The 11,783-nt window shown below is 65.0% G+C and carries 11 protein-coding genes; 10 read left to right on the top strand and 1 reads right to left on the bottom strand.

Annotated features, from left to right (window positions below):
- Window positions 1-908: 908 nt before the first annotated feature.
- From KRR26_RS34130 to KRR26_RS37745, 8 genes are all read left to right on the top strand, one after another.
- Entirely contained in the window at window positions 909-1,385 is a 477-nt protein-coding gene (locus KRR26_RS34130; RefSeq protein WP_236069469.1) for a hypothetical protein, read from the top strand.
- 133 nt (window positions 1,386-1,518) lie between these two features.
- A complete protein-coding gene (locus tag KRR26_RS34125) occupies window positions 1,519-2,694 on the top strand; it encodes a RecB family exonuclease (RefSeq protein ID WP_217081877.1) in 1,176 nt (391 codons plus the stop codon).
- Window positions 2,694-3,353 (top strand): 3'-5' exonuclease, encoded by a 660-nt coding sequence (locus tag KRR26_RS34120; RefSeq protein WP_217081876.1) that lies wholly within the window; start codon window positions 2,694-2,696, stop codon window positions 3,351-3,353. The genes KRR26_RS34125 and KRR26_RS34120 overlap by 1 nt, the downstream gene beginning before the upstream one ends.
- A complete protein-coding gene (locus tag KRR26_RS34115; protein WP_217081875.1) occupies window positions 3,350-3,688 on the top strand; it encodes a hypothetical protein in 339 nt (112 codons plus the stop codon). The genes KRR26_RS34120 and KRR26_RS34115 overlap by 4 nt, the downstream gene beginning before the upstream one ends.
- Complete coding sequence (locus KRR26_RS34110; RefSeq protein WP_217081874.1) at window positions 3,664-4,494, top strand: hypothetical protein; 831 nt, start codon at window positions 3,664-3,666, stop codon at window positions 4,492-4,494. Before KRR26_RS34115 ends, KRR26_RS34110 begins: the two co-directional genes overlap by 25 nt.
- 7 nt (window positions 4,495-4,501) lie before the next feature.
- Complete coding sequence (locus KRR26_RS34105; RefSeq protein WP_217081873.1) at window positions 4,502-5,446, top strand: AT hook motif domain protein; 945 nt, start codon at window positions 4,502-4,504, stop codon at window positions 5,444-5,446.
- A gap of 106 nt (window positions 5,447-5,552) precedes the next feature.
- Window positions 5,553-6,362 carry a M57 family metalloprotease gene (locus KRR26_RS34100; protein ID WP_217081872.1) on the top strand — a complete coding sequence of 270 codons (810 nt, stop codon included), beginning with the start codon at window positions 5,553-5,555 and terminating at the stop codon, window positions 6,360-6,362.
- Between the two features lie 227 nt (window positions 6,363-6,589).
- Window positions 6,590-6,739, top strand: a complete 150-nt coding sequence (locus KRR26_RS37745; protein WP_328707265.1) for a hypothetical protein — start codon at window positions 6,590-6,592, stop codon at window positions 6,737-6,739.
- Window positions 6,740-7,782: 1,043 nt separating this feature from the next.
- Here the strand turns inward: KRR26_RS37745 and KRR26_RS34090 are convergent.
- The gene (locus tag KRR26_RS34090) at window positions 7,783-8,391 is read right to left on the bottom strand and encodes a tyrosine-type recombinase/integrase (RefSeq protein WP_217081871.1); all 609 of its coding nucleotides are present in this window, start codon (window positions 8,389-8,391) and stop codon (window positions 7,783-7,785) included.
- An 892-nt stretch (window positions 8,392-9,283) separates the two neighbouring features.
- On the opposite strand from KRR26_RS34090, the gene KRR26_RS34085 reads away from it, so the two are divergent.
- Both KRR26_RS34085 and KRR26_RS34080 read left to right on the top strand, forming a co-directional pair.
- Window positions 9,284-9,709, top strand: coding sequence for an HNH endonuclease signature motif containing protein (locus KRR26_RS34085; RefSeq protein ID WP_217081870.1), 426 nt, complete (start codon window positions 9,284-9,286; stop codon window positions 9,707-9,709).
- 792 nt (window positions 9,710-10,501) lie between these two features.
- A complete protein-coding gene (locus tag KRR26_RS34080) occupies window positions 10,502-11,131 on the top strand; it encodes a phage terminase large subunit family protein (RefSeq protein ID WP_328707264.1) in 630 nt (209 codons plus the stop codon).
- The last annotated feature ends 652 nt before the right edge of the window (window positions 11,132-11,783 follow it).

Below are 11,783 nucleotides of genomic sequence, written 5' to 3'. Positions count from 1 at the left end.
GACGCGCGGCCTGTGAAACACATTCTTCCCGCCGTATCAACGCGACAACAGCCTCAAAGCCGGAGGTTGCGACACACCCTTCGGCCAACTAAGCGGCAGCCGTGGTTGCCCTCAGAAGCGACGAAGCGCCCTGCCCTATACCTACCCCGCAACCCAGGCACTTCCTCGCCCCAGAGGGCCGTTTCCGGCCGTTCCATGGCCATTCACAGAATAGGGCATGGACTCCCCCGACTACGGCCTGAGCTACCCTGCACGGAAATCCACACTCAGTCGCACAAGCCTCACAGACTGAATGGGTGTGGACAGCGTGGACAGCTGTGGACAGCCTTCTGTCCACACTTATCTTCATGATTTTCCTAACGAAAACCTCACTGTGGACAAGGTGGACAGATTCTATGGGGAGACACACGTATGCGTGCGCGCCCATATTTAATATTCAATACGCGTACGCACACGTATACGTATGAGTACCCTTCAAAAGTTGTCCACGCTGTCCACAGTGGCCTATCCCCTCGCAACCACTCACGAAAACCGTGGACAGACACCTGTCCATTGGCTGTCCCCGGGGTGTCCACAGGACACTGGCAGTGAGGAGGGCGTGGGCATGTGCCCGGCCGACTACCCAGCGCAGTCCTGCGCCCTCTCACGCGAGAATCGAAAATAAAATCGGCCGAAATTATTTCCTGTCCCAAACCGAAGGGCTGGGGTGCTTTTAGAGTGTATCGGCAAACACGCGCTGCCGACTTCCGCGCATGGCCCTTACACGCTACCTCCAGCCCACCCCTGCCCCACAACGCCCGCCTGGCGTGACGTGTGAAGACTACGTCCGCGGCGAGGACACGCGATGCCTGCACTACCGGCCTCGCGGCGTCTGCGTGCTGGCCAGCAGCTCCATGTGCACCGAGTGGATGAAGGTGAATCGACAGGCACCGTTGCGCCCCAATGTGCCGGCGGAGCTTGCTCCAGCACCTGCGTTGTCCCGTATTGAGCCCATGCAGGCCCGTGTCGATCTCTTCGGCCATCCGCTGGCTGAGACTGGGTCGAAGAAGCTCGCCCAGGCCCAGGCCGCCAAGCTTGCGCCGCCAGTTGCGACTCTCGTCGACGTGAAGGAGCCGGACGCGCCAGTTGCAGAGGCCGAGCCATCCATCTTGCGCAGCCTCACCGACGAGGCCATCGCCAGCTTCAGAGCCCTCCGCGCCGAGGTGTGCTTCGCCTCGGAAACCTACGGCGAAGTGTGGCTCGTCCCGGCCTACACCGGCCAGTCCCGGAAGGAGCTCACTCCGGAGCATGCCGCCACGCTGGTGCGCGTCCTCTCCGCCTTCCCCGGTTCGCGTGTCACGTCTTTCGAACGGGCCGCCCCTCCTCGTGACGGAGTGGTGCCGTGAGACAGGCATGCGACTGTGAAACACACGCAAGGGCCTGCCCTGGCGCCCAGCTTCGACTTGATGTGTCTCTCGAAAAGAGCGTGATGACTGTCTCGCGACACGCCACCGCATCGGCCCCAAGGAGGCCCACGCCATGAGCGGACTGCGAAACACTCACCTGTCATACAGCCGGCTGAGCCGCTTCGAGTCGTGCCCGCTGTCCTACCAGCTCCACTACCTCGACAAGCGCACCGCCGAGCCCGGTGTGCCATTGAGTTTCGGGAAAACTCTCCACGCCGTCCTTGAGCGACTCCTTCGGGACGTCCTCGACACCGAGTATGCAGGCCCACTCGCCGAGGAGCGAGCCCTCCAGCTCTACCGTGAAGCGTGGACGACCGAGGGCCTCTCGGGCCTGGACCTCTTCCAGCAGGGACTCGGCATCCTCCAGGACTTCGTGCGACAGCAGGGACGTGTCGACGCCCGCGACATCCTCGCATTGGAGAAGGAGTTCCGCCTGCCGGTAGGGCCCTTCACCGTCCTAGGCTTCATCGACCGCGTCGACTGGGTGGACGACGAGACAGTCCACGTCATCGACTACAAATCCAACTACCAACTCTTCTCTCGTGACGAGTTGGACGCAAGCCTCCAGCTCAGCCTCTACGCGCTTGCCGCACGCAGACTCTGGCCCTGGGCCAAGAAGGTGCGCCTGTCCATGTGGATGCTCCGCCACGGCGTGCTGCAGGAGACGACGCGCACCGAAGAGCAGTTGGAGGCGGCCCTCGCCTACGTCGAGACACTGGGCCAGCAGATGGAGTCCTCGGAGGCCTTCCCTGCCCGGCTCAACCCCAACTGCGTGCACTGCGACCACCGGCGCCACTGCCCCGCCTACGCCCGTGCGCTGACGGGCCAGCGCAGCGTCGTCTGCGAGGACACCTCTGACTTGGAGTCCGTCGCTCGTGAGCGCGAAGAAGTCAGCCACCTCGCGAAGATTCTCACCGCGCGCAAGGCGGAGCTGGAGGAGGTCCTCCGCGCCCACCTCACCGCGAAGGAGGAGCTCGTCCTCGCTGGCACGCGCTACCGCATGTTCAACACCACCAGCCTCGACTACCCACTGGAGCCCACCGTCGAGGTGCTGGCCCGGGCCACCGGCCTCTCCCGTGACGAGTTGGTGCAGCACCTCGCCAGCGTCGACAAGAAGTCCCTCGACGCGCTCCTGAAGGACGCGGGCAAACGCCTGGGCAGCGCTCGCGTCGCGTTGCTGAAGGCTGAGTTGGGCTCCCTGGCCACCAAACACCACTCCCCCCGCTTCTGGGCGAAGGAGGTCGCATAGTGCTGCTCGCATCCCCTGCTTCCGAGACGACTCCCACCCCCGTCATCCACCGTCCACAACGCCCCAGCCTCCCACCGCACCTTCGGACGCTCGCCTTCATCGACTTGGAGACGACGGGCTTGGACTCCTCTCGGCATGAGGTGCTGGAGGTAGCCATTCTCCGTGTCGACGCCCGCAGCCTTGAGGTGCTGGCGGAGTACGAGGCGCGCGTGCAGCCCACTCGGCTGGCCGACGCACAGCCCGAGGCCCTGGCCGTGTGCGGCTACTCCGACGAGGAGTGGCGGGACGCGATTTCCCTGCAGGAAGTCTTGGCCACGGTGACGCCGCTGCTCGCCGGCACCCTCGTCGCCGGCCACAACACCAGCTTCGACTGGGGCTTCCTCACCACGAGCTACGCCCGCTCCGGGCTGGCCCTGCCCAGCGTCGACTACCACCGCCTCGACACCGCCAGCCTCGCGTGGCCGCTGCTTGCCTCGGGTGAGGTGGAGTCCCTCTCCCTCAACGCCCTGGCCAAGCGCTTCGGCCTCCACCGCCCCTCGCCCCACCGCGCCATGGCGGACGCTCGCTGCACGCTGGAGGTGGCCCGTTGCCTCGCCGTCCGCATGTCCCGAGGAGGGCACATGGAGCGGCTCCTCGAAGAGACGGGAGGCCTCTCGTGACTGGCGCGTCTTCTCGTCGCAAGGGTGCGGACTTCGAGCGAGCCCTCGTCCACCGCTTCCGCGAGGCCATGCCGGACGCCCTCGTGCGCCGCGGACTCCAGTACCGCAGTGGCGAAGAAGTGCCAGACGTCGAGGTGCCGTGTTTCTGGCTCGAAGCCAAGGCCCACCAGCGCACCAACGTCCGGGAGGCCATGCGGCAGGCCGTGGAGACGTGCCCGCCGGGCCGGTGGCCGCTCGCCGTGTGCAAGGACGACGGACAGCCGCCCCTCGTCGCCATGCAGTTGGAGGACTTCCTCGAACTGCTTCGCGAGTGGTGGGAGGCACGTCCTCGGTGAGTGACTTCTTCGCCCACCTCCTGGGCCTGCTGCGCGTGGAGGCGCTCGCCCCTCGGCACCAGCCCGTCTTCGCAGCTGCGCGCCTGGGGCAGCCGGCCTTCGCTCGCCACGACGGCCTCGAGTCGGTGTTGGCTGCGCTGGAGGACGTGCGTGAAGCGACATACCCGGAGCGGGAGTCCCTCACCCGGGCGCTGGTAGCTGAGTGCCAGGCCGCGTCCAGCTCCGCGTGGACAGCAGCCCTCGCCTCTGCCTACTCGCCCATGTTGCGCCGCCTGCGCCACCGCCTCCGCAGCACCGCTGTGCCGAAAGAGGACCTGGACCAGCTCGTCCTCGCCACCTTCCTCTCCGTCGCGCGTGCCTTCCCCCTCCCCCGCTGGCACAACTGGACGGCGGTCCGCCTGCGCCAGCAGACGGCGCGCGAGGTGTTCCGCTACCTGCGCAAGGAGCACGCGGAGCACCACGACACGTACTCGCCGGAGCAGCTTGCCGCGTGGGTGCCCGACGCCCGCGCTGGCACACCTGTGGAGAGTCCCAGGCGGCCCAGCATCCGCCGCAGCTTCGTGCGGAGGGACGCCGTGCTCATCCACATGGCGAAGGCCACCCTGCCGCCCAGTGACGTGGACGTCCTCATGGCCACCGTCGTCAGGAGGGAGAAGCTGCGCGCCTACGTCAGCCGGCTCGTCGACGGTGACGCCGGAAAGGCGGAAAGGACATACCAGCGCCTGAAGCGCCAGCGCTCGCGGCTCATGCAGCGCCTGCGCACCCAGGCCGTGGGTGACGTGGCCCAGCCCTCTGTTGGCTGCTGAGGGACGCATGGCCCAGACAAAGTCCCGCAAGAAGCTCGGGCGCCCGACGAAGACGGAAGGCCCCCGGTTTCCTCCTGAGGAAGTGGACCGACTCCTCGTCGAAGGGGAGGAGGTGTCCACCACACGTGGCCGTACGAGGCGGCGATACCCCTCACTGCGCGAGTTGGCCGAGCGCTACGGCGTCGCGCACAGCGCTGTCGCGCGGTACGCCCAGCAGCACGACTGCCTCGGCCGCCGCAAACACAAGCTCGCGGGGCAACCGCCACCCGAGAGGCCGGAGCTTCCCGAGGAGCCACCGGCTCCACCGCCCGCGAAGCGCAAGACAGGCCGCCCCCGCAAGTCCGAGGAGCCCGCCCTCCCGCGCCTGGAGTTGGATAAGGCCCTCGTCTTCGGCGACGTGAAGTCGCTCCCCGACGGCTCCACCATGACGAGCTACGCCTCGTACCGCGAGCTGGCCGAGCGCTTCGGCGTCGCAACCTCGCTCGTCGCCACCTACGCGAAGGAGCACAACTGCCTGCGCCGCCGCGACGAGGCCAAGACGCGGATCGCCACCAAGGCGGACCAGAAGCTCATTGAGCTGCGTGCCACTGCCATCGCCGTCTCCAAGGACGACGCCCTGAAGATGATTGACGGCTACCTCCTCGGATTTGAAGAGGCACTGTCCGAGGGGCGCGTGCGCGTCGACAATCCCACCGACTTCAATACCCTCGTGCGGCTGAAGGAGTACCTCATGGGCGGTGCTGACTCCCGCCAGGAGCTGCACGCCACCTACTCGCTGGAGGGCTTGCAGGCGCGACACGCGCAGGCACTTCGTGCCGCGCGCGAGACGACTCCGGCTGAGCGCGGCGAGGTGGACGCAGAAACTGACAAGACTGATTGGATTGCCCCCCCGACAGACGGAACAACCCCAGATCCCGTCATGCCAATCAGCGGAGAGAACGTCGCCCAGTAAACATCTCTCCGGGCGGCGCAGCACATCCATGAATTCCAGGGATGGGAATGTTCTGCAAGCACGCATACGGTTTGCCAGCACCTTCAAACCATCCCCGGAGCTTTCCATGTTCACGAGGGCAACACTCTTCGCGTCATTCGTCGGCATTTGCCTGTTCAGCTGTACTCCTCCAGAGAACCCAGACGAAATCGCGGAAATCACCAGCAATCTCATAGAGGCAGGCTACCCATCGAACGACATCGCAGTATTCGATGGTGCCGTCTATGTGGGAGGTGACGCATTCGTGAGCCTCACAGCATCGAGGGAGATGCTCCAAGCAAGCGGCGACAGTAGGGAACAGTATCGCAGCTCCAACTTGGTGGCTCCCAGCGTCAAAACAATCACGCTCAGAATACCGAGTTCCACCCCCTCAAGAATCCAGTCAGGCATCCTTGAGGCCATCGCAAACTACAATGCGCTATCGCTCAGCTTTTCACTCGCCACCGATCCATGCTGGAACAATCCTGACTGCCCGCACCCACCGGGCCCTCCATTCATCGACGTTGTGATCAACCCAGTCAGTGATCCAGGTGGCCCTCCCACTGGTAGCGGATTCCCGTCAGGCGGCCTCCCGTTCTCGAGAATTCAGCTGAGCGCCAGGCTTGCAGAATACTCTGTCGACACTATCGAGCACGTAGTAACCCACGAAATCGGTCACACGCTTGGCCTGCGCCATTCTGACTATTACAACCGAAGTATCAGCTGCGGCACTGGCGGCAACGAAGGCACGAGCGGCGTGGGTGCCATCCTAATCCCCGGGACGCCAAGTACTGCCACGGTGGGTGGCTCGGTCATGAACTCCTGCGTCCGGACAGTGGAAACCGGAGAGTTCACCGCGAGCGACATCACCGCCCTAACCTATCTGTACGGCCAATAGTGACGGTACGACTCTAGCGACTCCTTTCCCTTCGCGGAGGCGACTCGCGGCTGGCATCACGGTGCCCTCGAAGACTATCTCCTCGGCGTCAATGAGGCGGTGGCCGAAGGCCGCCTGCGCGGCGACAGCCCTACCGACTTCAACACCACGGTGCGACTGAAGGAGTTCGTCCAGGGCGGCGCCGAATCCCGCCAGGAGCTACACGCCACATTCTCGCTGGAGGGGGCTTGAAGGCACGGCATGCGCAGCAGGCCCTTCGTGCGGCTCGCGAGACGACTCCCGCCGAGCGCGGCGAGGTGGACGCCGAAGTAGTAGAGAGCGACGACGCCTTCCTGCCGTCTGCCTCGGACGTCTCGCCCCCCGCCGACCCCGCCTGAGTGCGCCCTCCGGTAAGTGAACGGAGCTTTTTCACGTTCATTTTCGCCGTTCACTTTCGCCGTGCCAGGCCGCGCTCGTTCACTTTCCCCCGGGGGCTCTCTACCTGGCGCCCGGATGCACACGCCTGGCGCCGCAGCCTTTGTAGTTTCGCGGCGTTAGGGCGTCGAGCCGACTGGTGCTCGAGCGCCGCGGTATGAGTTCGGGCCTGAAATCGGCCTCGGAAACACACTCCGTCCAGCGGCCCGGACCCCAGCACGCCGTTCACTTTCCCAGCCCATCGGCCCCTCACCGCTGAACGCCGCTGGCCGCCCTCTGTGACCTCCAGGCGCGGAGCCCGGCCTCGCCCCCCGCGCACCGCACCTTTCACCGCGTGGTGCCCCGATTGTGCGCGCGTGTCCCCGAGCGTTTCGGACCGAAGGCCTTTGCCTTCCGCATGAGCCCCACGCCCCCGCGCTCCGCCCTCGATGCTCCGGCCCGCCGGCTCAAGCGAACCCTGGCGCGCGTCCCGTTACCCGGGCCGAGCCGAATGGCCGGAAATGCGTAAAGCCGGCCATTCGGCGTCACTGCCCCCACGCTGTTTCGCGTGCTTACGCGCCCTCTTGAGGGGCCGAAGCGCCGGGGCCGATTGCCGCTTTCCGCAGGTTGGGGCCACCTGCCGCCCGCCCTCTCGGCCCCGGCTCCTCCCCGTCGCCTTCGCCGCCTGCCCTGGCCGGCCTCAACCATGCCCACCGATGACGCCAGCACGCCTACCCCGCCTACCCATGACGCCAGGGTGGGGGGTGGTGCGATCTTTCGTGCGGGCCTCGCCACGGGAGCGTGTACCTGGGGCCCTTTTCGAGAGGGGCGACTCCGAAAAAGTGAACAGTCCACCCCTGTTCATTTTCACTCGGTAAGTGAACAGCTCGCCCTGTTCACTTTCGCCAGCGGCGCCTGCGAGAGCCCGAGAGGGCCCCAGAAACCGCCGCCCCTCACCGCCTCCGCGCGCCTCCCCCTGGCTCAACCAGGGTGTCGCGGGCGCCGGGCACGGAGGCGGCACGCCCCATCAGCAGGGCAGATCCTGAGTCACCCGCACCAGTTCGTCATCCGAGGGGTGCGTGTAGATGACGGTGGAGTCGATGGAGCGTTGGCGCGCGAAGCGCTGGGTGAGACGGATGTCCTTCGTCCGCCGGTACACCCCGGTGCACGCAGTGTGGCGCACGGCGTGGAAGTTGAGGTGCCGCTCCAACCCCGCTCGCTCCTGCCACACCGCGAAGCCGTGGCGCACCTGCCGCGTGGACAAGCGCAGGCCCTTTCGGCTCAGGAAGAGCGGCGCGTGGGGCTCCACGTCGTGCCCCTGCGTGCGCTTGAGGCGCAGCAGCTTCTCCAGCTTCGCGCGCACCGTGTCCGAGAGGACCACCTCCTGGGGGCGAGGGTGCCGGCGGCTGCCCTTGAAGACGTGCAGCAGCACGTGCCGGCGTGCTCGCCCGCGCTCGTCGAAGATGTCCCCGACGTTGAGCGCCACCAGCTCATGCTCACGCAGGCCCGTGGCGAGCGCGAGGCTGTACAGACAGTGGTCCCGGTAGCCATCCCGGTGGAACCCCGTGGTGCGCAAGAGCAGCACCACCTCCTTCTCCGTGAGGGTTCGGGGTGCACGGGCAGCATAGGCAGACATGGCAACTCCATCGTGAAGGGGACTCGGCCATGCACGCTCTGCCACCCCAACAAGACAAGTCATTTGCCACGCTGCGCATTGCATCTTGAGCCGGGCCACATGCGGCCTCGGCGTTCCCCAGAAAGGAGTGGAGTCGCTGTGCATCCGCTCGCCGAGTTCACCATCGAGGCATACCGCAGCCGAATCTCCCTCGATGAGAACAGGGTGAGCCCTGGTTCGTCGCCAGCGACGCCTGCCCGGTGCTCACCATCAACGCCGAGCAGGCACGTCGCCTCGGGGACAACGAAAAGGGTCTGCGCACTGTGCAGCCCCTGGAGGTCAGCATGAGTCATAGTCAATTTCGTCGCAGTGGTTGTCGAGCACCGCATCTCCAGCGGCCTTCCGCGGACGATGGCGGAGGACGAGGTTCATACGCACGACGTGCGTATGAAAGCAGAAATTGGAGGTGTCAATCAGCAGAGCCAACCATGAAGACGAAAGCGGGTTGGCGCAATTGAATACAGCGAAGGCGCTGGGTGAATGGGCTACCGCAGAGGAATCGAACATGAATGGACTCCAGCCGGGAGGGAACGAACCTGTGGCCGCGGTTCGCAGACAGGACGAGACGAACCCTGAAGACACAGGCTGCGTGCGATGGAGCCCCGCCCCCTACCCAGAGGCGTGCATCGACTGCCGCGAGACTTCGCGCCGGCATATGGCCCTTGGTCTATGCACGCGTTGCTATAAGCGCCGCTGGCACCGAGGAACTCTCCCTGAGCGAGAACGCAGGTGGTCCGAGAAGGCTCCCTGCTGCGTGCGGTGCAACACCACCGAGAGGGAACACCGTGCGCATGGGCTGTGCAGACGGTGCTACGAAACTGACAAGCGCGCATGCCCCGAGAAGCGTCACGCCATGGCCGCCGCGATGAAGCGCTATTCGGCGTCTCCGAAGGGAAAGCGAACCAAAAGAGCAGTGAACAGGCGCTGGTATCGCATGAATGCCGAGGCGGGACGGACCGCTTCCCGCCGCACCCGCGAGCTCCGCTACGGCATCGACGAGCCGCTCCCCGCGGGCTACGAGGCATTCATCTTCAATGCTTTTGGCAACACCTGCGCACGCTGCAACTCAGCAGGCCCCTTGGAGCTGGACCATCACCGTCCGATGCAAAAGGGCTACCCGCTCCTGCACAATGCAGTGCCCCTATGCCGCAACTGCAACGCCCAGAAGCACGCCATGGACCCATGGAAATTCTACGGCGCTTGGCGTGGGATGGAACTCGACATCCTTCTCGACGAGCTCCAAGTCCTCTTTGAGAGGAAATTCCAGCCGTGCTCATAACGACCAGACGCACCGAGGATGACCTGTCTGGCTGGCTTTCTACTGAAGCCGGTTTCATTTCGGGCCTCTGCCAGTACGAAGGCGAGCCCATTGTCCTGGAACCATACCAACTCGCATTGCTGAACAATCGCTCGCGCTTCCGTTGGGTGGCGAAGAGCCGCCAGGTGGGCTTCTCCTTCATCTTTGCCCTCGAAGCCCTCTCGCGCTGTCATCTGCGCGACGGACACACAACTGTGTTCGTGAGTTACAACCTTTCAGATGCAGTCGAGAAGATTCTCCTCGCCCGGCAGGTGTTCGAGGAGATGCCGCTCGCCTACAAGAAGAAGCTCGTCACTGACGCGAAGACAGAGCTGGCCTTCGAGTCGAACTCTCGAGGCCGGCGACTCTCGCGCATCATCAGCGTGCCGTCCAAGCCGCCGCGTGGAAAGCGGGGTGACTGCGTGATGGATGAACTGGCGCACTATATTGGAGACAGGGAGGTCTACACTGGCTCCACGGCGCTCATCCTCCGCTCCCATGGTCAGCTCACAGGCTGCAGCACCCCGCTCGGCCGGCGCGGCATCTTCTGGGAGATTGCAACCCAGGAGCTTCGCAAGTACCCGCACCACACACGCCAGCAAGTGCCCTGGTGGCTGTGCCGCTTCTTCTCTCTCGACGTGCGGCGCGCCGCCGTGGAGGCTCCCCTCATGCCCACCGAGGAGCGCGTCGCTCGCTTCGGGCGCCCCGTCCTCACCGAGCAGTACGACTCCCTGCCGCTGGAGGACTTCCAGCAGGAGTTTGAGTGCCTTTTACGTGGACGAATCGTACTCCTTCCTCCCGTACGAACTCATCCTCCCGTGCACCACCGACGAGTTGCCGCTAGCTCAGGACGCCTCCGATGTGCCTGTGCCCCAGGGGCGCCTGGTGGCGGGCTTCGACGTCGGCCGCACGAGAGACCGCTCGGAGCTGGCAGTCTTCGAAGAGGTGGCGGGCCGATTCACGTGCCGCATGCTACGCAGTTTCGAAGGAGTCCCCTTCTCCGAGCAGGAGGCACACCTCCGCAGACTCCTCTCGGTGCTGCCCGTCGCGCGCCTCTCCGTCGACCGCAGCGGGATCGGAATGAACCTCGCTGAGAATCTGGCGAGGGACTTCCCACAGGTCGTGGCGGAGAACTTCACCAACGAGGCGAAGGAGCGCTGGGCCACCGACTTCAAGATTCTGCTCCAGCGCCGCGACGTCACCTTGCCGCGTGAGCGCGAACTCGTCGGGCAGATTCACTCCATCAAGCGCAGGGTGCTTCCTTCAGGGAAGGTGTCCTTCGATGGCGAGCGCACCAACCGCGGGCACGCGGACAAGTTCTGGGCCGTCGTCCTTGCCTGCCAGCGCGAGCGGGGGCCGGAGCGACGAGGGCATGGGGAGATCGGCGTGCGGGTGATTGGCTAACCCAGCACTGCCAAATCTCTCAAAGCCCAATTACGCTCCTCGCCCTCCCCATCTAGAATTCGACCAACTCAGGTCTCAGTCGCTGCAGCCGTGAACGAATTGCCCCAGTCTGGCGGCCAAGCAGCATACACAGTCCCCTCACACCTAGCCCTGAGTCAAAATGCGAAAGCAGCACTTCATCCTCAACTGGCGTCCATGGCGCATATGCCCTTGGACAGCCTGCAACGCGAATCGCGCCAGGGGATGGAATGGGCAGCTCCGGAAGTTCACCTAGCGTGGCTCGGCGGTGAGGAGAATGACTCTCCTCCCTCCCGGGGCGCAGCTCGCTTGGTGCCTTCGCCGACGAAGCGCTCGTCTTCCCCTGCGCCAACACGCCCATCGCAAGCACGTTGAGTTCAATCACCTGAATCATCGATGGAACTGCTGCGCGGAATCGTGGCGCCTTGAAGTCCCACCGAACCCAAAGTGGTTCGGCCCCATGGCCGGCCATCCACAGCAGCTTCTCGACAGACTTCCGTCGGTCAGCGCTATCCAGCTCAACAGCGAGAGCTTGGCCTCCGGGTGGCCCCAAAAGGACATCAATCCTCCGAGCCCTTTCCTCCTCCGCGCAGTACGCGGGAACGCGATACTCAAGCTGAACGTTCCATCCCTG

The organism is Citreicoccus inhibens, from assembly GCF_019039035.1.
Classification (GTDB): Bacteria; Myxococcota; Myxococcia; order Myxococcales; family Myxococcaceae; genus Citreicoccus; species Citreicoccus inhibens.
This window is presented reverse-complemented; position numbering and strand designations above follow the sequence as displayed.

What these genes read in the sequence shown, in the direction of transcription:
- KRR26_RS34100 (WP_217081872.1), top strand. Translation starts at nt 5,553, where the DNA reads ATGTTCACGAGGGCAACACTCTTCGCGTCATTCGTCGGCATTTGCCTG.
- KRR26_RS34105 (WP_217081873.1), top strand. Translation starts at nt 4,502, where the DNA reads ATGGCCCAGACAAAGTCCCGCAAGAAGCTCGGGCGCCCGACGAAGACG.
- KRR26_RS34090 (WP_217081871.1), bottom strand. Translation starts at nt 8,391, where the DNA reads ATGTCTGCCTATGCTGCCCGTGCACCCCGAACCCTCACGGAGAAGGAG.
- KRR26_RS34130 (WP_236069469.1), top strand. Translation starts at nt 909, where the DNA reads ATGAAGGTGAATCGACAGGCACCGTTGCGCCCCAATGTGCCGGCGGAG.
- KRR26_RS34125 (WP_217081877.1), top strand. Translation starts at nt 1,519, where the DNA reads ATGAGCGGACTGCGAAACACTCACCTGTCATACAGCCGGCTGAGCCGC.
- KRR26_RS34085 (WP_217081870.1), top strand. Translation starts at nt 9,284, where the DNA reads ATGGCCGCCGCGATGAAGCGCTATTCGGCGTCTCCGAAGGGAAAGCGA.